22 protein-coding genes are annotated in these 20,058 nt (G+C 60.9%); 7 read left to right on the top strand and 15 right to left on the bottom strand.

Annotated features, from left to right (window positions below):
- Positions 1-107 precede the first annotated feature (107 nt).
- Positions 108-1,019: a recombination-associated protein RdgC gene (locus V7080_RS10925; protein WP_334188426.1), complete on the bottom strand. Its 912-nt coding sequence runs from the start codon at positions 1,017-1,019 to the stop codon at positions 108-110.
- Between the two features lie 138 nt (positions 1,020-1,157).
- On the bottom strand, positions 1,158-2,315 hold the full coding sequence (gene dinB, locus V7080_RS10920) for a DNA polymerase IV (RefSeq protein ID WP_334188425.1): 1,158 nt from the start codon (positions 2,313-2,315) through the stop codon (positions 1,158-1,160).
- 196 nt (positions 2,316-2,511) lie between these two features.
- On the opposite strand from dinB, the gene V7080_RS10915 reads away from it, so the two are divergent.
- A complete protein-coding gene (locus V7080_RS10915; RefSeq protein ID WP_334188424.1) occupies positions 2,512-2,781 on the top strand; it encodes a hypothetical protein in 270 nt (89 codons plus the stop codon).
- Positions 2,782-2,807: 26 nt separating this feature from the next.
- A complete protein-coding gene (locus V7080_RS10910; protein ID WP_334188423.1) occupies positions 2,808-3,716 on the top strand; it encodes an NAD(P)/FAD-dependent oxidoreductase in 909 nt (302 codons plus the stop codon).
- Positions 3,717-3,732: 16 nt separating this feature from the next.
- Here the strand turns inward: V7080_RS10910 and V7080_RS10905 are convergent, their stop codons facing one another.
- From V7080_RS10905 to V7080_RS10895, 3 genes are all read right to left on the bottom strand, one after another.
- Entirely contained in the window at positions 3,733-4,044 is a 312-nt protein-coding gene (locus tag V7080_RS10905) for a DUF2288 domain-containing protein (protein WP_334188422.1), read from the bottom strand.
- 79 nt (positions 4,045-4,123) lie between these two features.
- The gene (locus V7080_RS10900) at positions 4,124-4,333 is read right to left on the bottom strand and encodes a SlyX family protein (protein WP_334188421.1); all 210 of its coding nucleotides are present in this window, start codon (positions 4,331-4,333) and stop codon (positions 4,124-4,126) included.
- Between the two features lie 105 nt (positions 4,334-4,438).
- Positions 4,439-4,849: a hypothetical protein gene (locus V7080_RS10895; RefSeq protein ID WP_334188420.1), complete on the bottom strand. Its 411-nt coding sequence runs from the start codon at positions 4,847-4,849 to the stop codon at positions 4,439-4,441.
- 237 nt (positions 4,850-5,086) lie between these two features.
- On the opposite strand from V7080_RS10895, the gene V7080_RS10890 reads away from it, so the two are divergent.
- Complete coding sequence (locus tag V7080_RS10890) at positions 5,087-5,353, top strand: hypothetical protein (protein ID WP_334188419.1); 267 nt, start codon at positions 5,087-5,089, stop codon at positions 5,351-5,353.
- Between the two features lie 130 nt (positions 5,354-5,483).
- Here the strand turns inward: V7080_RS10890 and V7080_RS10885 are convergent, their stop codons facing one another.
- Positions 5,484-7,202, bottom strand: coding sequence for an ATP-binding protein (locus V7080_RS10885; protein ID WP_334188418.1), 1,719 nt, complete (start codon positions 7,200-7,202; stop codon positions 5,484-5,486).
- Between the two features lie 292 nt (positions 7,203-7,494).
- On the bottom strand, positions 7,495-7,812 hold the full coding sequence (locus V7080_RS10880; protein WP_334188417.1) for a hypothetical protein: 318 nt from the start codon (positions 7,810-7,812) through the stop codon (positions 7,495-7,497).
- On the opposite strand from V7080_RS10880, the gene V7080_RS10875 reads away from it, so the two are divergent.
- The gene (locus tag V7080_RS10875) at positions 7,811-8,068 is read left to right on the top strand and encodes a hypothetical protein (RefSeq protein WP_334188416.1); all 258 of its coding nucleotides are present in this window, start codon (positions 7,811-7,813) and stop codon (positions 8,066-8,068) included. The two genes, V7080_RS10880 and V7080_RS10875, sit on opposite strands and share 2 nt — an antisense overlap.
- Positions 8,069-8,226: 158 nt before the next feature.
- Here the strand turns inward: V7080_RS10875 and V7080_RS10870 are convergent, their stop codons facing one another.
- Together V7080_RS10870 and V7080_RS10865 are read right to left on the bottom strand one after the other, a co-directional pair.
- Complete coding sequence (locus V7080_RS10870) at positions 8,227-8,856, bottom strand: NAD-dependent dehydratase (protein WP_334188415.1); 630 nt, start codon at positions 8,854-8,856, stop codon at positions 8,227-8,229.
- Between the two features lie 109 nt (positions 8,857-8,965).
- Entirely contained in the window at positions 8,966-9,886 is a 921-nt protein-coding gene (locus V7080_RS10865) for an alpha/beta fold hydrolase (RefSeq protein ID WP_334188414.1), read from the bottom strand.
- 87 nt (positions 9,887-9,973) lie between these two features.
- Here V7080_RS10865 and V7080_RS10860 point away from each other — a divergent pair, with 87 nt between their 5' ends.
- Positions 9,974-10,714 carry a helix-turn-helix transcriptional regulator gene (locus tag V7080_RS10860; RefSeq protein WP_334188413.1) on the top strand — a complete coding sequence of 247 codons (741 nt, stop codon included), beginning with the start codon at positions 9,974-9,976 and terminating at the stop codon, positions 10,712-10,714.
- Between the two features lie 21 nt (positions 10,715-10,735).
- On the opposite strand, the gene V7080_RS10855 is transcribed toward V7080_RS10860, so the two are convergent.
- The 3 genes from V7080_RS10855 to V7080_RS10845 all read right to left on the bottom strand — a co-directional run bounded on the left by V7080_RS10855 (position 10,736) and on the right by V7080_RS10845 (position 14,924).
- Complete coding sequence (locus tag V7080_RS10855) at positions 10,736-11,743, bottom strand: DUF2891 domain-containing protein (protein ID WP_334188412.1); 1,008 nt, start codon at positions 11,741-11,743, stop codon at positions 10,736-10,738.
- A 136-nt stretch (positions 11,744-11,879) separates the two neighbouring features.
- Positions 11,880-13,904 (bottom strand): UvrD-helicase domain-containing protein, encoded by a 2,025-nt coding sequence (locus tag V7080_RS10850; RefSeq protein ID WP_442947212.1) that lies wholly within the window; start codon positions 13,902-13,904, stop codon positions 11,880-11,882.
- A 144-nt stretch (positions 13,905-14,048) separates the two neighbouring features.
- Positions 14,049-14,924 carry an amidohydrolase family protein gene (locus tag V7080_RS10845; protein WP_334188410.1) on the bottom strand — a complete coding sequence of 292 codons (876 nt, stop codon included), beginning with the start codon at positions 14,922-14,924 and terminating at the stop codon, positions 14,049-14,051.
- Positions 14,925-15,070: 146 nt separating this feature from the next.
- On the opposite strand from V7080_RS10845, the gene V7080_RS10840 reads away from it, so the two are divergent.
- Entirely contained in the window at positions 15,071-15,562 is a 492-nt protein-coding gene (locus tag V7080_RS10840; RefSeq protein ID WP_334188409.1) for an SRPBCC family protein, read from the top strand.
- Positions 15,563-15,711: 149 nt separating this feature from the next.
- On the opposite strand, the gene V7080_RS10835 is transcribed toward V7080_RS10840, so the two are convergent.
- Both V7080_RS10835 and V7080_RS10830 read right to left on the bottom strand, forming a co-directional pair.
- Positions 15,712-16,893: a YsnF/AvaK domain-containing protein gene (locus tag V7080_RS10835; RefSeq protein WP_334188408.1), complete on the bottom strand. Its 1,182-nt coding sequence runs from the start codon at positions 16,891-16,893 to the stop codon at positions 15,712-15,714.
- A gap of 81 nt (positions 16,894-16,974) precedes the next feature.
- Positions 16,975-17,634, bottom strand: coding sequence for a YsnF/AvaK domain-containing protein (locus tag V7080_RS10830; RefSeq protein ID WP_334188407.1), 660 nt, complete (start codon positions 17,632-17,634; stop codon positions 16,975-16,977).
- A 221-nt stretch (positions 17,635-17,855) separates the two neighbouring features.
- Here V7080_RS10830 and V7080_RS10825 point away from each other — a divergent pair, with 221 nt between their 5' ends.
- Positions 17,856-18,431, top strand: a complete 576-nt coding sequence (locus tag V7080_RS10825) for a hypothetical protein (RefSeq protein ID WP_334188406.1) — start codon at positions 17,856-17,858, stop codon at positions 18,429-18,431.
- A gap of 70 nt (positions 18,432-18,501) precedes the next feature.
- Here the strand turns inward: V7080_RS10825 and V7080_RS10820 are convergent.
- A partial coding sequence (locus V7080_RS10820) for a primosomal protein N' (protein WP_334188405.1) occupies positions 18,502-20,058 on the bottom strand: 1,557 nt, incomplete at its 5' end.

The following is a 20,058-nucleotide window of genomic DNA, read 5'->3' as shown; positions in this document are numbered from 1 at the left end:
TGCGTTATTAAAACAAAAACCCCCGCACGAGGCGAGGGTTTGTCAGCAGTCTGAGACGAACCGCAGGGTTCGTCTTTTCGTTTGTGCCCGCTTTACCGCTTCGTCCGTCAGGCGGCTTTCTTCTGCTGTTCCTCGCCGCCCAACGCCTGCACGAGATCGGCGATCATCTTCGCCAGCTCGCCGGTCATCAGCATGAAGTCGTTATCGAAGCGCTCGTTGTCATCGCGCGCCATGGAATCGGTGTTTTCCTTCAGTACGTCGAGCGGCGCCACGCGCTTGATCGCCAGCGATTCGGTGAGTACGAAAGAAACCCGATCGCTCCAGGTCATCGCCAGCCGCGTGCATTGCTTGCCGCCGGCGATATGGCGACGGACATCTTCCGGCTCCAGCGTATGGCGCACATAGCGCACGGTTGCCTTGCCTTCGCCGGTGGCGCGCAGTTCGGTGTCCTGGTCGACGGTGAAGCCACCGGGCGCTTCGTCGGCGGCCAGCCAGTCGGTCATCGCCGACAGCGGCGAGCGCTCGGTGCGCAGCGATGCGAACGGCAATTGCTCCAGCGACTTCAGCAGCAGTTTGAATACCTCGTCGGCCTTTGCCGGGCTGGCGGCATCGACCACCAGCCAGCCGTTGACCGGGTCGATCCAGACGCGGGTGCTGCGCCGGATGCTGAATGCGCGTGGCAGCAGTTCATCGGTCACCTGCTCCTTGATTTCCTTCATCTGCTTTTTGCCCGGCTTGAAGCCCTGCTGCTCTTCCAGTTCGGCAGCCCGCGCCTTGCTCACCTGGTTGACGACCGTCGCCGGCAACAGCTTCTTTTCCGTGGCCAGCTCGAGCAGCAGCTGACGGTTAACCGTATGCACGAGCATGCCGTTCTCACGCGGCGAGGCCCAACCCTGTGTTTGCATCTCGACGCTCGTGCCTGCGGAAAACGTTTGTGCCGCGAGGCTGGCTTCGAGTTGTTCGGACGTCATGGTCCATGGAGCGGTGAGGCGGTAGATCTGGAGATTCTTGAACCACATGGCAGGATGAGATGGCAAGCTGAAGAGAGGGGCCATTCTACACGCGGGCCGACGCAGCGTCAGTCGCGATTACGCATCATGTCGCATCGACGCCGATTGACAATGCCTGCGGATTGAGACACCACCGGCAGGAATTTTTTACACGGTGAATATGAGTTCACCTTGCGATAAATGCGATTCGCTCGTCGCGTCGCCCGGCTTGGACAAGGCACTCGCGCGCACGCCGAGCAGGCGCAGCCTGCGGTCCAGCGGCACACGCCGCAGGCATTCGCCGGCAGCCTTGCGGATCAGCTTCGCATCGGCGGTCGCATGGGGAACCGTAAGGTCGCGCGTCACGGTGCGGAAATCGTCATAGCGCAGCTTGATGCCGATCGTCTGGCACAGATAGCCCTTGCGCTGCAGATCGCCTGCGACACGGGTGCACAAGTCGGTGAAGATGGCGGACAACGTATCGCGATCGCGGCGAGCATGGAGGTCGCGCTCGAAGGTGGTTTCGCGGCTGATCGATTTCGGCTCCGGGTTGGTGACCACCTGGCGATGGTCGATGCCATGCGACGCGTTATGCAGCCACTCCGCATAGCTGCGACCGAAATTGGCCTGCAAGAGCGCCGGTTCCGCCTCGGCCAGATCCTTGATGGCATGGATGCCGAGGGTGGCGAGCTTCTCTGCCGCTTTCGGACCGATGCCATTGATTTTTCGAACCGGCAGCGGCCAGATCAGGCGCGGTATGTCCGCATGTTCGAGCATGGTCAGGCCGTCCGGCTTTTCCAGGTCGGAACAGATTTTTGCAAGCAGCTTGTTCGGCGCCACGCCGACCGAGCAGCGCAGGCCGGTGGCGTCGCGCACCGCCTCCTTGATCTGCAGCACCAGCGCACGCGTATCGCCATCATGATCGCTGAGGTCGATATAGATTTCATCGATGCCGCGGTCTTCGATGCGCGGTGCGATGGTGGCGACCGCGCTTTTGAACAAGCGCGAATAGCGGCGATAGCTGTCGAAGTCGGTCGGCAGCAGAATCGCATCCGGCGCGAGCTGCGCCGCTTTCATGATGCCCATGCCGGAAAACACGCCGAGCGCCCGCGCTTCGTAGGTCGACGTGGTGATGACGCCGCGGCCGGTGTAGTTGCGCAGTATCGAATACGAACGGCTGCCATCCGGCCGGGTCGCCGGATGATGCTCCGAGCGCCCGCCGATCACGACCGGCTGCCCGCGCAAATCGGGATAGCGCAGCAATTCCACCGATGCATAAAAAGCATCCATATCCAGGTGGGCAATGCGGCGGGGTTTGACGCTCATGGGAATTTGATCAGCATGTTATTTCAATACGCATGACATCCCGCCCCATTAGGAACGGTCGCTGAAATGCGCGACGTCCATTTTACGGCGGAGCAAGAACTTGCTGTGCATCCATATGCTTGAATAATGTCGGCTTATCGAAACTATATCGAAGGCGGCTTGCTCCAATTGTTGATCCATCACGCAAGGAGTCAACATGACACCAAATGAACCTTCGAATACACCAGCACCGCGCGAGTCCCATGTGGGCAACGGCCCGCGTGCCCGCGACCGCGCACCCAGTGTCATCACCGATACCGGCGAGGATGTGGTGAAGGGACCAGGCCTGGACGAACGCGCCGACCCCAGCCTCGACATCAACACCGCCGCCGATCCCGACTATGTGGAAATCGTCGGGGAAATCGACAATGAATCCGGCGACGACGACAAGGCGCCGACCTTGTCGAATGAGCGGTACAGGCGATAAATGCGGTAGACGCGGAAGGAAAAGCTGTGTCACACAATGACGAACAATTGCTGGATTGCGTGATCGTTGGCGGTGGCGCCGCAGGACTCACCGCGGCTACCTATCTCGCACGTTTCCGCCGGCAATTCAAACTGATCGATGCCGGTTCCAGCCGCCTGTTATGGATTCCCACATCGCACAACTATCCGGGCTTCATTCACGGCATACACGGCGGCGATATCCTGCAACGATTGCGTGAACAGGCCGAACACTATGGCGCGACGTCGGTGACGGGCAAGGTGGAGCGCATCTCGAAGAGCGGCGACGACCTCTTCATCACGTCGACCGGCAACCAGGAATTCCGTTCCCGCACCGTGCTCGTCGCTACCGGCGTGGTCGACGTGGCGCCGGACTTTCCGGATATCGGCGAAGCGGTTGCCGAGGGAGCCTTACGCTATTGCCCGATTTGCGATGGTTTCGAATCGATAGCAAAGAAAGTAGCCGTGATCGGCAAGGGGAATGGCGGCTTGGGCGAGGCGCTGTTCGTGCGGCACTACGCCACCGATGTCACCCTGTTCTCGATCACCGATCCGATTGCGCTGTCGGCGGACGAGCACGCTCAGCTCGATGCGGGCCGGGTCCGCGCGGTGAGCAATCCGGTCACCGGCCTGTCGTTCGCTAACGGGAAAATGACGGTGTCGCTGCAAGGCGCTGCGCCGCAGGAATTCGATGTGGTGTATGCGGCGCTCGGTACCCGGGTGAACTCCGCCATCGTCCGGGACCTCGGCGCGGAATGCACGCCGAACGGCGAACTGGTCGTCAACAATCATCAGCAGACCACGGTGGAAAACCTGTATGCCGCGGGTGACATCGTCAAGGGATTGAACCAGATCACGGTTGCGATGGGTCATGCGGCGATCGCCGCAACGGCGATTCATAACCGGCTGAGAGCCTGACAGGCTGGCGTAAAAGTCAGGACGCGCGCATCTGCACCAGTATCCAGGGCTTGACCACCACCGCCCACAAGGCTGCGTCGGCATCCAGCCATGCCTCGGCCTGCACATCCGATACTTTGGAAACGCGGGCTTCCGACATCCATTTCGATACGGCAGCCGTGTCGTCATTGGCGACGGAGGCGGCCACATCCACGAGATCGAGATCGTCGCTGACGGCAATCACCATGCCGGCCGCGTAATAGCGCTGCAGCTCCTTCCATGCGATCTGCGACGTTTCCTGGTTGAGTTTGGCGCGCAGGAGGTCGGTTTGCTTGTCTGGCTGATTCATGTTCTGTCCATAATTGGTTCCGCAGGCGCGTCCGATCGCATCACCGGTGGAACAATCCGGGAAGGTGCCCGCGACCGTTTCAGTAATGCGGCGGCCTCTCGCTGGCCGGATTGCGCTCGGCATCCTCCTGCCGCATATCCTTGATATGCCTCGCCAATGCACTGCACAGCGCTTCGAGTTCGTCGATTTTCTTTTGCTGCTGATAGACCATCTGGTTCAGGGCATCGACCATATCTTCCTGGCGTGCGACCTTGATTTCGATGTCGATGATGCGGTCTTCGGTGGGCATGGCAGATTCTCCGTTTATCGGCGGCGTCGGACGAGCACGCGAGTATACGGTAAAGGCGCGGCCGGGGAGGCGGCAATTGCGCAGACGGGACGATGCAGATACACCCTATAACAGGTAATGGGGTTTCGAGCTTGCCTTCGGCAGGCAGGCGCTGAGGAAATCCCGCTGGTGCGCGTTTGCATCCTTCGGGTTGCGGAAAACATCGGTCGCCGCGGAAATCAGCAGTGCGGCGTCTTCTTCATCCTGGACGAACCAGCGCAGTTTCGGCGGCAGGGCCTGGATGACCGCGATGTCTTCATGAATCCTGGCAAGGAAACTGTCTTCGGTCACGCCGCTATCGCGTGCCAGCGCCGCGTTCTTGATGAAATCGCTGCCTTCGACGCACTCCGTCACGCTCGGCTCGCGTGCCGCGCAGAGGGCGGGAACAGCCGCGAGAATCAACAGGGCGCAACGTGCTTTCCAACCCGGCGGGAGGAGAGATGCAATGCATGTCGGGGACACACTCGGCTGGACCATATCTCCTCCTCGTTACGGATGATGTGAAGTTCGACCCGGGCATGGAAAAGAGATTCAGTGCGGGCACTGATCGGACGCAAGCCAAGGCAAAAATCAGACGGCAACAGGACTACGGGATTTCCGCAGGTAAAGCCACCGCGCCGGCCGCTCGCGAAACGCAAGCGGCTGCACTATGATGAATCTTGTTGTACCTTCCTACAGAGCCCGTTTACCGTCACGTTGACGTCAAAGAATACGATGAGATCGACCAAAGCCAGCGCCGCTGTCGCCCGTTTGAACGCACGCGATCCGCATAACCGTTACTCGCTCGGCATTACCGCCAGCGGCTTCTTCTATATGTTGCGCGCCGTACCGGGTGGTTCCCCGGAGAAAGTCAGCGGCGAACTGACGCTGGATGAGTTCGTCCAGTTCGCAAATCAAACCGGTCCGCAGAAACCGGCCCGGGTCAGCAAGCTGGATGTCGCCTTCGAGAAGCAGCTCGGTAACAGGAAAGCGGACGGGTAGCCTCCCCGCAATTGCCTGAACCGCCTGACGCGCCTGTCAAAAAGACGAAGTCATGCCTAGTAGATCAATGGCTGTTCAATCGCCTATTCAGGCAGAGTAGGTGCATTACGGGCAGGCAGAAAAAAATTAATCATCCCCCCAGTCGATCTATCGACAGGATCTTCGGAAGTTCGGCCGGCTGTACCGGCTTGACGAGATGCAGGTCAAAGCCGGCATTCTTTGCTTTTTTCTCGGTGTCCGGTCCACTGTATCCGCTCAAGGCGACGAGCTTCAGCCCGCCGACGCCAAGGGCTGCGCGGGTGCGTCTGGCCACCTCGAAACCGTCAAGACCCGGCAAACCGATATCGATGATGGCCACGTCCGGGGGATGCGCCAGCAGCCGCTGCAATCCTTCCTCACCGGTCGCCGCCACTTCCACGTCGTAGCCGTACGCGTGCAGAAGGTGTTTGAGGGTTTCTCGGGCGTCGGCGTTGTCTTCAATGAGCAGTACCCGGGTATCCGGCCGCTGAACGACGGGCATGGCCCCGCCCCGGACGGAAGGCATCGGCATCGACACGGCAGCGTTGAGCGGCAGGCGTAGGGTGAACGTGCTGCCGGTGCCGAGTCCGTCGCTGTACGCGGTGACGATGCCATCGTGCATTTCGACGAGCTTTTGCACCAGGGTGAGTCCGATCCCGAGTCCGCCCCCGGCACGATCGATCTCCGTGTCGACCTGCACAAACATGTCGAAGATGGCATCAAGCTTATCGGGAGGAATACCGCGTCCGGTGTCTTTTACCGCCAGCACCGCCCAGCTTTGGTTGCCCTTCATTTCGTTTTCCAGGACGACATCGACCTGGCCGCCGTTCTGCGTGTATTTCGCCGCATTGGCCAGCAGGTTGGTGATGACCTGCTCCAGCCGTGTTGCGTCACCGAGGAGGCGATAGGCGCCGGAAGCGATCCGGGTGTTGACGGATAAACTGCCGTCGTCGAACTGGCGGCGTAAGGTGTGCAGGGCGCTATCGAGCACATCCCGCAGGTCGAGCGGCTTCTTGCGCAATTCGACGGTGCCGCGGCTCACCCGTGATACATCAAGCAGATCGTCCACCATGCGGGTCAGGTTGCCAAGCTGGCGATAGCACACGTCGCGCAGCTCCACTGCTTTCGTGGCGTCGTTGCCGAAGATCCCCAGCAGTTCCAGCGATGCCGACATTCCGGCAAGCGGATTTCTCAGCTCATGGGCGAGCATGGCGAGGAATTCATCCTTGTTCCTTGCCTCATCGTGCGCTTCTTTCGCATATTGGCTCAATGCGTCATTGGCCTGTCGCAACTCCCTGTTTTTTTCTTCGAGCATGCGGGTGTTTTGCAAGATCTCGGCCTCCATCTGCTGGTTTCGGGCGCTCAGTTCCGCAGTCTGCTGTTGCTGGTTTTTCTTTTCCTCGACGAGCCGCACATAGTCCGTCACGTTTTCAACACGGTGAACGATGTAGAGCAGCGTCCCGTCCGGCGATAGTACCGGTACATTCACCGGACTCCAGTAGCGCAGTTCGAACCCTGTTCCCGACTGATTCCGCACGTCGTAACGCTGAATGGCCATCAGGTCCCGAGTTCTAGTTTTGACGACACGCTGGAGCGATGCGGCCAGGTTGCGGGTCGAATTCGCTTCGGGTGTACAGGGATTATCGGGAAAGGCTTCGAACACCGGCTTGCCGAGGATGTCGGCGCGCCGTGTCAGCGTGTCGCGCAGATAATCGTCCGTCACGCCAACGATGGTGAATGATTCGTCGGGAAGCAATATGAGGAAGGAGCCGGGCGAGCCGTTGAACAGAAGCTCGAAATGCTGGAGGGGAATGGTGTATTCGGAATTCATGCAGGTGCCGGAGCCGCAATGTCGGATGCATTTCCTCGCATCACATCCGTTCTATTGATATTTGATGTGCTGTCCGTAGCCGATTTGACCGGCCTCTTCCAGCCTTACTCCATTGACAGCGGGAGGACAAGGAAGTTACCCGGCTCAAGGTCGGCAAAGACAAATTGTTCTTGCGACTGCCATGGTCAACATGGATTGGGGGAAGAAAAAAGCCGCCTGCAGGTGCAGGCGGCTTTCTCGTCGGGGGTGCCTGTTGACGCAGCCCTGTTCACCAAAGTCCCAGGATTGGCAATCAACGTCCCGATGTGCCGGCTTCTTGCCGGCGTGCATCTTTCAACGCAGTGTTGGCGGCTTTCTTCTCTTCCTTGTATTCCTGCTTGGCAGCCTTTTTATCCTGCTTGTATTCCTGCTTGGCCTGGCGTTTTGCCTCGCGCCGCTGAACGTAAGGATCGGCGGACGTCGAGGAAGGGCTGGTGGTTGCCGTCGTGCCGGTCGTTGACGACGGGCTGGTCACCGTGGACCCGGTAGCGCCTGTCGTTCCAGTAGTTGCTGTGGTGCCTGTTGTACCGCTGGTGCCTGTCGCACTCGGCAGGCTGCCGGAACCGCTCATGGTCGTCGACGGGCTGGTGCTGCCTGCGCTGCTACCGGATGTGGTCGTGTCCGGTGCAGCGGATGTGCCCGAAGACGAGGTCGACGCGCCGGATGGCGTCGTAGTGCCGGGTGTTGCGGTTGCAGCACCGGCGGATGACATGCCACTGCTCGATGCGCCTGATGTCGTGGCTGCGTCTGTCGATGTGGACGACTGCGCGTGTGCGAGCTGGGCGAAAACCATTACTGCGGAAGCGAGCAAAATTTTACGTGGCTGAATCATAAGTACTCCTTGTCAAATGAATGAATGCAAACCGGCTTGCTTGCAAAGCAATGCTGTAGCCGGTCGTGCGTTATTTAAAAGACAAAAAGCTTTGCGTGATGGTTCCTGTTTCAGCTGTAACACGATGTATCGTTTCACCTTGTCAAACCGGGTCTATATCCGTTCGGACTCGATCATGTTGACACCTGGAATGGCGTTGCACACCGCCTCGACCAACGCCCTGGCAATACGCTCGGCCGGTACTACCCGATACCGCCGGGGCAATAGCGGCTCGATGGCCAGCAACGTTTTCATTCCCATCGATTCCGCCGGCCGCATTTTGGGACGCTTTCCGCCAATCAACCCGGGCCGGACAATGGTGAGGGAGGAAAAGGCCAGCGCGATCAAGGCTTGCTCGACTTCACCTTTCACACGGTTATAAAAAATTCGTGAGCCGGCATCGGCGCCCATGGCGGAATTGAGGGCGAATGCCGTCGCGCCGTGCCGACGCACATGGTTTGCAACCGCAACCGGGTATTCAAAATCAACCTTGCGGAACGCGTCCCTGGAACCTGCATCGCGCATGGTGGTGCCGAGGGTGCAGATCGCCGCGTCGACGTGCCACCATGATGCATCGTGCGGCAGCCGGTCGAAGTCGACAACCGGATTTTGCAGCTTCGCATGCACGGGCAAGGCGTGCCGTGTCGGCGCAACGATGCTGTGAATGCGCGGGTCGGACTTCGCCAGTTCCAGCACGGATTGCCCGACCAGCCCCGTGGCACCGACGATCAGCAAACTTGTCATGCGTATCTCCCGAGAACGACCAGCCGGCGCATTGCCGGATACATGCGATATGACCCCAGTATATCGCCCGGTCCGCCTCACTCCCCTTGGAGACCGGCATCCCGCCGCACTACTGCGAGAGGAATGCCGCGTAGAGCCGCGCCGTTTCCTTCGGCGCTTCCATCATTGGCAAGTGACCGATGTCCGGCAGGACATTCACTTGTACCTTCTGCAGCCGGCTGCGCAGCGTGTCCACGGCGGAGACGTCGAAGATGCGGTCGCCCTGCCCCCACAGCAGGAAGGTCCGCGTACGCAGTTCACCGATCCGGTCCTGCAGTAGGTAACGGTCTTTCAATTGCCTTTGCCAGATGCGCAGATTGGATTGCGCGTTTTGCAGAGCGCCTGCTTGCGCATCATGGAGGATCGGATACGGCAGGAACGGGCGCTGCACGAACACGAGCGACAGCATGCGTTCGAACTCCGCTTCGTCGCGGGCAACCAGCGGTGCGCCGCCGGCATCGATCAGGCTATCCATGTCGCTCGGTGTCGGCGAGCGGATGCCATGCGGTGCGCCAATGAACGCAACGGTCGCCACGCGTTCCGGATAGCGGATGGCAAACAGCGCGGCGATGGTGCCGCCCATCGAATTGCCGGCCAGATGGGCACGCGCAATGTCGAGCCGGTCGAGGAGCTGCTTCAACCGTTCGACCTGGGTGGCGTAGTCGTAGTCTTCGTTGTCGAGCCGGCCGCTTTCACCGAAACCCGGAAGGTCGGGCGCCACCACCCTGTAGCGGTCGGTCAGCGGCCGCGCGAAGTCGACCCAATGGTCCTTCTCGGCGAAGATGCCGTGCAACAGCACGACCGTCTCGCCGCTTCCGCCCTCGAGGTAATGCACGTCGTGGCTGCCGACGCGGATGACTTTTTCGGACAGGCCGGCGGATACGCGGTTCAGCGCCGCCAGCGGTTCCTTGAAAAGATGCGGAAGGCGGTAATATGCTGCTGCAATCACGGCAAGCGCCAGCACGGTGGCGGCCAGGGCAATACGTTTCAATGCGTTCTCCTCCAGGTCAGCCGTTCAAATGACAACGGACTTGCGAGGCTATCGAAATTTTTCCGTGAAAACTTGTACGTTTGGGCTATGCATAGAGGCAATACCCTCAAGGCCGGTTTGGACCGGTCGCTGTATATCGGAGAACTGCCCGCCAGCGGCTGGCACCGGCATGCATCGCCCGTGCTGCTGATCGGCTTGTCCGGACGCTTTGCGATCCACCTGCCGGATGGACGCATCGAAACCTGCCATAGCGCGCTGATCGATACCGGCGTGGAACATGTGTTCGATCCGCGTGGCGAACGGGTGGCGCTGATGTACCTGGAACCGGATTCGAAAGAGGCGCGCAGCCTGCGTGCGCGGGTCCGGCGCGACGGGCCGGTGATCTTCGATCCGGCGATGCTGCCGGTGTCACGCAGCCACTATGAAAGCCGGCTCGATGCCTTCGATCTTTCAGCGCTGCTGCGCCGCGCCGCGCCGGATGACGCGCCGCCGCTCGATGCCCGGGTCGAGCGCAGCCTGCTGTCCCTGCGCATGCTGCGCGACGAGCCGCTTGCCCGCGACGACGCGGCTTCCATCGCGCACTTGTCGGCATCACGGTTCAATCACCTGTTTCGCGAGGAGATGGGGATCAGCTTCCGCGAATACCGCATCTGGACGCAGATCAGGTCGGCCATCATCGGCTTCCGCCCCGACGGCAGCCTGACCGACGCGGCGATGAACGGTGCCTTCGCGGATGCGGCCCACTTCAGCCGCCTGTTCCGGCAAACGTTCGGCATGACGCCGTCGAGCGTGTTGAAGCCGCTGAAGGATGTCACGCTTCTTCGCTGACGGCGAAGGCGCCCGTGGACTTTATCGGCCGTCGAGCGCAAGCATGGCGAAGCTCGCCAGCCAGTGCGTGCCGACATAGTCGCCGCTCGTCGCATGGGGCAATGACGCCGCCAAATGCGCATCGATCGCCCGGGCGACCGGTTCGCGCAGATGCGCCGGCAATTCCGGTTCCAGCATCTTCCAGCACCAGGCGCGCGACAGGTTCAGGCCATCCAGGTGGGAAAGCTTGGCATCGGTGCGGTCGCTGACCACGACCGGCGTCAGCCATGCCTGCAGGTCCTGCGTCGCGGGACAGAACACCTGCCACCAGTCGGCATAGCTGCATCCATCCACCACGCGCAGCATCAATGCGGCTTCCATCAATCCGCCGGAGAGAAAGTCGTCGGCGCCCGGCTCGTAAGCGGCGGGATAACGCCGGTCCTGGCCGAACCATGCATGCGCCTTTGCCGCAATCAGCTTGCGCAGCGCGATGTGCTGCGTCGCCTCGGCATAGTCGAGCGCGAACATCAGGCCGAACGCGCTGTTGGCATGGGTGCCGGCGCGGATGGGATAGGTCGCCAATGGCAGGAACTGCAGGTAACGCTCGACGAACGCGTCGGCCAGGGGCTGCAGCGTGCCGCGCCACGTCCTTGCACTGCTGTCACCGGCCGCCAGTCCGATCAGTTCCGCCTGCAGCTTCAGCAGCCATGCCCAGCCGTAGGTGCGTTCGAAGGTATGCTGGGAAGGCTGCCGCAGATAAGCCAGTTCGGCCGCCACATTGGCCGGTGTGAAATGCGCATCGAACGCGGCCCGGATTGCCGGCGCCTCTTCGAGATCGGGAAAGGCGCGCAGCACCCGCATCAGCAGCCAGTGCATATGCACCGAGGAATGCCAGTCATAGCTGCCGTAGAAGACCGGATGCAGCGCGCGCGGCGCGCGGATATCCGCTGCATCGTTCAGGACATGATCGGGCTTGTTCGGATATTCCCGGACGATGTTCTCCAGTGCGATGCGCGCGACCGTCGATGCGAAAGGCGCAGCCGCATTCATGCCGGCTCCCCGCTCCGGGTGAAGGAGGATGCCGGTCCCGGCTGCGGCATGGGTCCTGGAAATGTTGCCATGGCGTCGTCTCGTGGCGATTGCGATCCGCCATGTTAACCCGGTCCGGGCAGATCGCGTCGGATCCTCAGGCGGCCTTCGGTTTCTGCAGCAAGGCCTTCAGATTTGCCAGCCGGTTCTGCGGCGTGATCGCTTCCTCTTCGGTCGGCACCGCATTGCCCTCGTCGAGTTTCATTTCCTTGATGAAGCGCGAGATGTCGCAATTGACGCTTTCCCGCGCCCGCTTGCGCTTCTTGCACCAGGTGATGTGCAGGCTGCGCTGCGCGCGGGTGATGCCGACGTACATCAGCCGGCGCTCTTCTTCGATGCGGGCAGCCATCGTATCGGCCGGCGCGTCCGGATCGCCCTTGTGCGGCAGGATGCCCTCTTCCACGCCGACCAGGAACACATGCGGAAACTCCAGTCCCTTCGAGGCGTGCAGCGTCGACATGCGCACCGCATCCGGCTCCTGGTCGCGGCCTTCGAGCATGGTCATCAGCGCGACCATCTGGGTCAGCTCCAGCAGGCTTTTCTCTTCCGCGCTGCCATCCTTGCCGCCGGTACCCTTCTCTTTCAGCCAGGTGGTGAAGTCGATGACGTTCTGCCATTTCGACTGGGCCTGGCGGTCGTCGAAGGCATCGTACAGATAGCCTTCGTAATTGATCTCCTTCATCATTTCATCGAGCAATGCGGCGGCATTCTCGCCGCGCTTTGAAGCACGCGCTTCGAGGCCATTGATGAAATTGCAGAATTCGCGCAGCGGATGGAGCTGGCGGTCGGCCAGCTTCGATTCGATGCCGCCCTTGAACACCGCTTCGAACAGCGAACATTGCCATTGACCGGCGAAGGCACCGAGCGCTTCGAGTGTCGACTGGCCGACACCGCGGCGCGGCGTGGTGACAGCACGGATGAAGGCCGGATCGTCGTCGCCGTTGGCAATGAGGCGGAGGTAGCTGACGATGTCCTTGATCTCCGCGCGGTCAAAAAAACTCTGGCCGCCGGAGATGGTGTACGGAATGCGTTCCTTGCGCAGCGCCTGTTCGATCACGCGCGCCTGGTGGTTGCCGCGATAGAGCACCGCGTAATCGGAGAACTTCGCGCGGCGCTCGAACTTGTGGGCGGAGATCATGATGGCGACCTGCTCGGCTTCCTGCTCGTCATCCTGCATTGCCAGCACCTTGACCGGATCGCCGAGGCCATGCTCCGACCAGAGCTGCTTATCGAACAGTTTCGGATTGTTCGAGATGACGGCGTTGGCCGCCTGCAGGATGCGGGTGGTGGAGCGATAGTTCTGCTCCAGCTTGATGACCTTCAGATCGGGGAAGTCCACCTGCAGCTGCTTCAGGTTTTCGATGGTGGCGCCGCGCCATGCATAGATGGCCTGGTCGTCGTCGCCCACCGCGGTAAACAACGGCTTCTTGCCGATGCCAGTGACGAGCAGCTTGACGAGTTCGTACTGGCAGGTATTCGTGTCCTGGTATTCGTCGACGAGCAGGTAGCGCAGCTTGCGCTGCCATTTGTCGCGCACCGCCTCATTGGCGCGGAACAGTTCCACCGGCAGACGGATGAGGTCGTCGAAATCGACGGCCTGGTAGGCGGACAGGGTAGCGACATAGTTGCGATAGATGCGTGCGGCCTGTGCCTCGTCCTCGGTGACGGCCTGTTTGAGCGCGGCCTCGGGATCGACCAGGCCGTTCTTCCACAGCGACATCGCATTCTGTATGCGGCGGACCACCTGCTTGTCGGTCGTACACGCCAGGTCCTGCACGATGGAGAAGCAGTCGTCGCTGTCCATGATGGAAAAGCGGTCCTTCAAGCCGAGTTCCTTCGCTTCGCGGCGCAGGATCTGCACGCCGAGCGAGTGAAAGGTACAGACGGTGAGGTTCTTCGCTTCCTTCGGTTGCTTGAGCAGCTTGGCGATGCGCTCCTGCATTTCCAGCGCGGCCTTGTTGGTGAAGGTGACGGCGGCGATATTTTTCGCGTCGTAACCGCAATCTTCGATCAGGTGCGCGATTTTCTGGGTGATGACACGCGTCTTGCCGGAGCCGGCGCCGGCCAGCACGAGGCATGGTCCGTCGAGGTACTTCACGGCTTCGCGTTGCGGTGCGTTCATGCCGGACTGCGGGGGATTTGACATGCGGGCAGACGATAGAAACAGAGGGGAAAGGAGCGCGTCATTGTATCAGCGGGCGACGCGCACCAGCCCTGAAGTTGTCAAATCGACCGCATCAAATTCCGGGTGTTCCGCAATGCGGTTTCAGCGGGTGGAGCGTTCCTCCTCCAGGCCGAACATCGACAATCCGTTGCGGTATGCGATGCGTTCCGCAACATCGCGGGGCAAGCCGCCAAGCATGCGTCGATAAAACGCCGCCAGTTCCTCTACCTGTCCCCACCGCGGCGTAACCCATGCATCGGTGCCGACGACGAAACGGTTCGGGTATTTCGTCATCAAGGCACGCCAGCGCGGATTCAATGCACCATCCTGTTCCAGGTCCATGCGGTACGACAGTTCGCCGACGATATTCGGATACTGCGCGAACATCTGCTCCACCTTGTCGAGCGGCGTCGACATGCCGGTATGCGCCCAGATGAGCTTGACGCCGGGTGCGTGGCGCAGGATGCGCTCCACCGCGTCTTCGTCGGCATGCGCATGCAGCCACAGGTCGCGTGCCTTCGCTAGCCGTGCGATTTTTGCCATGAACGGTGCATCCGCATCCTTGCCGAAAATATGGAACTCGCCGATGCCGCGATAGATGCCGCGCTGCAGTTCCTTTTCCACGAAGGCATCGATCTCGGCGTTGGAAAACCAGTCATGCCGGTCAGGCTGCACCCGGTAAGGACGCAGGAAGGGAACGATGGTGATGTCCGGCGCCTTCTGGGCAATCAGGTCGAGCGTGCCGTCGTTGGGCCGGCTGGTGGCAAGCACCGCGCGAATGCCGGTCTTGCGCCACAGGTCGATGACCTGCTGCGGCGACAGCACCGAGCGCGCTTCGACGTTGTAATGCATGTGGGCGTCAAACAGCGGGAGCTGCTGTGCGTAGGCAGAGGCTGCCATTGCGGAGAATGCCAGCGTGCCGGCAAGCAGCGTCAGGAATTTCCGGCATGCCATGCCGGCCTTGCTGGGAACGTGCATCGGAGCCTCCTTGGGAATGGAAGCCTATTGTGGCGCATCCCGGCCCGATTTGCATTTCGTCAACCAAGCAACCGGAATCGATATGCGGTTTTATTCAAACGATCGCGCTACACTGGCAGCCCTTGTCCTGTTTTTGCTTTTGTCCGATGAAATTTACCCACCTTGTGGAAATCAATGATCCGCTCAATCCCCTTATCGATCCCCTGACCCGCGACCAGTTATGGCGCGGTCTCGTGTTGCGCGCGGAAAAGCCGCTCGCCTTCGTGCCGTACCTGGATAAGTGCAATATTCTCGATCGTTCCACGCTGTCGATTTCCCGCGAGTTGCATTACGGCGAACTGGTGGTGCACGATCGCGTGACTTTTTTGCCCCAGGAACAGGTTCGTTACCATGTGCCGCAGCAGAAGGATATTCCTGCATCGAGCCTGACCATGACCATCGAAGAACCGCAGGCCGATGTCTTTTACGTGCGCTTCGAGTATGACGATGGCGCGACGGAAGAAGCGGATACGGCGGAGGCGTTCTACAACGAGTTCCGGCGCTCCGCCTACCAGGAGTCGGATATCGATACCATCCGCACCATCCGGCAGATGGCGGGTGAAGGCAGGCTGGACGGGCCACCCGCGTCAAACGACTGACTCATACGATCAGCCACGCTCGACGCCGCGCAACACGCGCAAATGAATACTGCCGCGGCCGGGCAACACGCAAGCCCGGACGCGGCAGGATGGACTGCTTGCTGCCGATGGCAGCCTGTGGTGCCTTAGCACCTCAATGATCCAGCACCTTAGTGATTGCGCTGCTGGTTGTTGGTAACCCGCTGTGCACCGTAGCGCACCGCATCCTTCACCTTGTCCCATGCGCTGCCGGGATTGTTGGATTCCCACTCGGAACGCACCTGCGGCTCAACCTCATTCCAGCGGTCGGCCTGGAAGCGGTCGCGGCTCGACAGCGATGAGCCATAGCGATACGCGGCGTCATAGTCTTCATAACGTCCGCCCTGCTGGCCATATGCGGTCTGCCAGTGGGTGCGGAAGTCCGAATCGTCGGTCATGCCAGCGGTGCGTGTGGTGCCCGCACCGAGCTGCTCGACCTCGACATCGGTGCGACGCACGGTGTCCTGGATCTGCTCGGTACGCTGGGTGACGTCCTTGCCGACCACCACTTCCTCGACCACGCGCGCCGACTTGCCGACCACGGCTTCCTCATCGGTTTCACGCAGTTCGATGGCGCCTTCCTTGAAGGCAGCCAGATCGGCCTGGCTTGCCGGCTGATCGACCTTGTGGCGCTCAACATGAATGGTTTCGTCACGCAGTTGCACCGACTCGGTCACCGGTGTTTCCCTGACGCGCTGGTACACACGCACACCGCCGCGCTGCACCTGGCGCTTACCGACGGCAAGTTCTTCCTGAATCACGGGGATGGTCTGCGACCCTTCGGTGCGAGTGGTATCGGTCAGGTTGGCGGCAGTGCTGGTGGCGCCGGTAGTACCTGTGATGCCGGTAGTACCCGTGGTGCCGGTGGTGCTGTAGCGGCTGCGTTCCTGAACGATCTCGTCGTCGGTCAAGCGCGGCGCAGAGGCGTCATAACCGGTCCATCCGCTGTTGCGCCAGTGTGTTGAACGCTCATCCAGGTCCACCGGATCGTAGCGGTTCATGATGTCGATTGCACGATCGCGCTGTTCGTCATTGTCTGCATTGACCGTCAACACGCAGCTGCCGCGGCGCACGGCTTCGGCGTATGTATCACGATCACCGACCTGGTCATCCATGCCGAACAATGAACGGAAGAAGCCGCCGATGCCACCGGAATCGCTTGTGTTGTCCGTGGTGGTCGTGCTGGAAGCAGAGGTTTCCTGATCCGGGTTCAGCTGTACATCGGTCCGCGAAAATCCGGAAGCGATCAATTCGTTCATTGCGCTTTGCGCTTGTGCGTAGCTGTCGAATACGCCGACTACCGTGTTGTCCATGATCTATCTCCTATAAAACATCGTCGTCCGGCAAGACAGCCGGGCCTGTTTGCAGCTTGAGAATGGGGTTCAGTGCATAACTCATGCCTGCCTCGGTTTGCTGTCATCGAAGCGCTCGACATCAATTTCTTCAGAGCGCAACGTGACTGTTTGAGGCGCATGTGTTTCTCGCCGGAGGCGCGTGATCCGCACCTCTTCCTTCAGCCGCAATTTCTTTTCTACGACCAGCACTTCTTCGAGCACCGGGACGATCAGGGTGCTTCCCTCATACCGGGTTTCCGGCATGCTGGAGCCCGAAATGATTTCGTCCATGGGGATGCGTTCCACCGCCAGTTCATCGTCGAATAGCGCTTCATCGATGACCTGCTGGCGTTCCGATACCGTCTTGTGTATGCGCACGCCGGCGCCGGTATCGACGCTGCGCTTGCCCACGCGGAGCTGTTCTTCCATGACGGGAAAGGTGAGCTGCATATCGTCCACAACATCGACGGCATCAAAGGCGAAGGGCAGTCGGTAGGTGCCGTCCTGCTGCAGTTCGAGAAGGCTGACGGGTACCTGGATCTGCGGTCCGTCGGCGACCTGTACCCAGGCCAGTGTGTCGGAGGTACCGGGCGTGCCCTGGTCGAGCGACACAATGGATGCCTGCCGGCCACCGGCATCGACGATTCGTGCGTTTTTCAGTGCGGCGGCCGGCGCATTACCTGGCTGGAAGGCGCTGCCGCGATCGGATGTATGTGCCATTGCAGCTTCTTTCCATGTTGATTGGGGATGTAGAAGTATGCAATTTGCGGGCCGGGATTTTTTCACTGCTGCGGCGTTGAAAGATGCCTGCGATCATGCCGGTGAGGCCAATTTTTACCGTGCTCGGAGAAAAATTTACACGTGGTTTGTCTGAGACGTATTGCAAGAACTAAATCGGTTTGACAATGCTCTTACAAGAAACATGCTGAAAGGAGTCAACCATGTCCACGATTATTGCAGGCCGCTTCGAACTACAAACTCAGGCCGAAGAAGTGATGATGGAATTGATGCGTCTCGGTTTCCCCCGCGAACATCTTTCCTCGTTTTTCGTGAATCCGGCAGGCCAGCACGGCGCTTATCCGATCGGTGGCGACCGGGCGATGTCACCGGGCGCGAAAGAGTCCGACAAGAGCGTCGCAACAGGCGCTGCGGTCGGCGCTGCGATCGGTGTCGCGGCGACCCCGGTGCTCGGCCCGGTCGGCACGGTGACCGGCGGCCTGCTGGGCGCGCATCTCGGCGGCCTGGTCGGCGGCCTCTCGGGAATGAAGGAACAGGGCGATCAGGGCAATGAACACGATGTGGAGAACGTCTTGCCGCAACGTAAAGCCGGCATGCTGGTCGCCGTCCGTGTGCAGGATGATGATCACATGAATGACGTCATCAACCTCTTCCGCTCCATGGGCGCGGAAGATTTGGAGCGGGCCGAGGGCACGCTCGAGAATGGCGACTGGGCCGATTTCGATCCCATCGCGCCGGTGGCACTGATACACGGCGGCAACGAGCGCAGAGTCCGTTAAACCACCCCCGAAGAGCCTGGATCCTCCCGGCTCTTTGTTCAGGTCTTCAGTATGCCGGGCTTGCCCCGGCTCAGATATCCACGGGGTCGACCTCGAGCGACCATTTCGCCCTTGCCTTGATGTCCCGCAGCGCGGCGATCCAGCGCTTCAGGAAGCCTTGCAGCGCCGGTCGCGATACCGATTCCACCAGTAGCTGCGCCCGGTCGACGTTGGCCACGCGCGTCATCGTCATCGGGATCGGGTCGTTGATGGTGATGCCATGGTGGTCGATGCACCGGCTGGCTTCATGCAGGAAGTCGAGCGCCGTTGCCAGCTCCTTCGCCTCGGCGCGCAGCAGCGCCTGAAAAATGAACGGCGGCAAGGCGGCATGACGACGCTCCTCAAGAAGCGACGTGGCGAAGCTGTCATAGTCATGACCCATCACCGCCGCATAGAGCGGGTGCTGCGGATATCTTGTCTGTATCAGCACCTCGCCGGCACTGCCGCCTTCCTTTTTCGCAATCCGCCCGGCACGTCCCGCCACCTGCATCAACTGCGCGAACAGCCGCTCGCTCGCCCGGTAATCGTGCGAGAACAGCGCCGTATCCGGGTTCAGCACACCCACCAGCGTCAGGTGACGAAAGTCGTGTCCCTTCGCAACCATCTGCGTGCCGATGAGAATATCGACGTCGCCCCGATGCACGCTGTCGAACGCCACCTGCGCGCTGCCCTTGCGGCGGGTGGAGTCGGCATCGATACGCATCAGCCGCGCGTCGGGGAATATTTGCTGCAGTCCTTCCTCGACGCGTTGCGTGCCCCTGCCAAGGGGTTGCAGATCGACGTTGCCGCAGGTGGGGCAGTATTTCGGTATGCGCAACTCTAGGCTGCAGTGATGGCAGCGCAGCCGATGATCCGGCTTGTGCAGCACCATGAAGGCGGTGCAGCGGGTGCAGTTGCTGATCCAGCCGCATGCGTCGCAGGAAATCACCGGCGCATAGCCGCGCCGGTTGAGGAACAGCAGCGATTGTTCGCCGCGCTCCAGCCGCAGCCGCAGCGCGCGCAGCAGGGTCGGCGTGATGCCTTCGACCGGCTTGTCCTTTTCCATATCGATCAGGCCGACTTTCGGCAATACCGCATCCCTCACCGCCCTGTCACGCAACTCCAGCCTGCGGTAGCGGCCCGACTGGGCGTGCTGCCAGGTTTCGAGCGACGGCGTGGCGGAACCGAGCACGAGGGGAATGCCGAGCTGCCGGGCTCGCCATACCGCCAGGTCGCGCGCCGAATAGCGCAGGCCCTCCTGCTGCTTGTACGAGGGATCATGTTCCTCGTCCACGATGATCAGTTTCAGATGCGGCATCGAGGCCAGGATCGCGAGCCGGGTACCGAGTACGATGCGCGCCCTGCCGAGATGCGCGGACAGCCATTGGGACAGGCGTTCACCTTCCGCCAAGCCGCTGTGCAGCGTCGCAACCGTCACGCCGGGGAAGCGCGTGCGGATATTCTGTTCAAGCTGTGGAGTCAGGTTGATTTCCGGAACCAGTATCAGGACTTGCGCCGGGTCGCCGCGCTGCTCGCCTTGCGCGAGGACCTGGGCGGCCGCCTGCAGGTAGACCTCGGTTTTACCGCTGCCGGTGACGCCGTATAACAG

The organism is Noviherbaspirillum sp., from assembly GCF_036846085.1.
Lineage (GTDB): Bacteria > Pseudomonadota > Gammaproteobacteria > Burkholderiales > Burkholderiaceae_D > Noviherbaspirillum.
Note: the sequence above shows the minus strand (reverse complement) of the source record. Positions and strands in the feature narration are given on the sequence as shown.

What these genes read in the sequence shown, in the direction of transcription:
- V7080_RS10925 (WP_334188426.1), bottom strand. Translation starts at nt 1,019, where the DNA reads ATGTGGTTCAAGAATCTCCAGATCTACCGCCTCACCGCTCCATGGACC.
- dinB (WP_334188425.1), bottom strand. Translation starts at nt 2,315, where the DNA reads ATGAGCGTCAAACCCCGCCGCATTGCCCACCTGGATATGGATGCTTTT.
- V7080_RS10915 (WP_334188424.1), top strand. Translation starts at nt 2,512, where the DNA reads ATGACACCAAATGAACCTTCGAATACACCAGCACCGCGCGAGTCCCAT.
- V7080_RS10905 (WP_334188422.1), bottom strand. Translation starts at nt 4,044, where the DNA reads ATGAATCAGCCAGACAAGCAAACCGACCTCCTGCGCGCCAAACTCAAC.
- V7080_RS10900 (WP_334188421.1), bottom strand. Translation starts at nt 4,333, where the DNA reads ATGCCCACCGAAGACCGCATCATCGACATCGAAATCAAGGTCGCACGC.
- V7080_RS10895 (WP_334188420.1), bottom strand. Translation starts at nt 4,849, where the DNA reads ATGGTCCAGCCGAGTGTGTCCCCGACATGCATTGCATCTCTCCTCCCG.
- V7080_RS10890 (WP_334188419.1), top strand. Translation starts at nt 5,087, where the DNA reads ATGAGATCGACCAAAGCCAGCGCCGCTGTCGCCCGTTTGAACGCACGC.
- V7080_RS10885 (WP_334188418.1), bottom strand. Translation starts at nt 7,202, where the DNA reads ATGAATTCCGAATACACCATTCCCCTCCAGCATTTCGAGCTTCTGTTC.
- V7080_RS10875 (WP_334188416.1), top strand. Translation starts at nt 7,811, where the DNA reads ATGGTCGTCGACGGGCTGGTGCTGCCTGCGCTGCTACCGGATGTGGTC.
- V7080_RS10880 (WP_334188417.1), bottom strand. Translation starts at nt 7,812, where the DNA reads ATGAGCGGTTCCGGCAGCCTGCCGAGTGCGACAGGCACCAGCGGTACA.
- V7080_RS10870 (WP_334188415.1), bottom strand. Translation starts at nt 8,856, where the DNA reads ATGACAAGTTTGCTGATCGTCGGTGCCACGGGGCTGGTCGGGCAATCC.
- V7080_RS10860 (WP_334188413.1), top strand. Translation starts at nt 9,974, where the DNA reads ATGCATAGAGGCAATACCCTCAAGGCCGGTTTGGACCGGTCGCTGTAT.
- V7080_RS10855 (WP_334188412.1), bottom strand. Translation starts at nt 11,743, where the DNA reads ATGAATGCGGCTGCGCCTTTCGCATCGACGGTCGCGCGCATCGCACTG.
- V7080_RS10850 (WP_442947212.1), bottom strand. Translation starts at nt 13,904, where the DNA reads ATGAACGCACCGCAACGCGAAGCCGTGAAGTACCTCGACGGACCATGC.
- V7080_RS10845 (WP_334188410.1), bottom strand. Translation starts at nt 14,924, where the DNA reads ATGCACGTTCCCAGCAAGGCCGGCATGGCATGCCGGAAATTCCTGACG.
- V7080_RS10840 (WP_334188409.1), top strand. Translation starts at nt 15,071, where the DNA reads ATGAAATTTACCCACCTTGTGGAAATCAATGATCCGCTCAATCCCCTT.
- V7080_RS10835 (WP_334188408.1), bottom strand. Translation starts at nt 16,893, where the DNA reads ATGGACAACACGGTAGTCGGCGTATTCGACAGCTACGCACAAGCGCAA.
- V7080_RS10830 (WP_334188407.1), bottom strand. Translation starts at nt 17,634, where the DNA reads ATGGCACATACATCCGATCGCGGCAGCGCCTTCCAGCCAGGTAATGCG.
- V7080_RS10825 (WP_334188406.1), top strand. Translation starts at nt 17,856, where the DNA reads ATGTCCACGATTATTGCAGGCCGCTTCGAACTACAAACTCAGGCCGAA.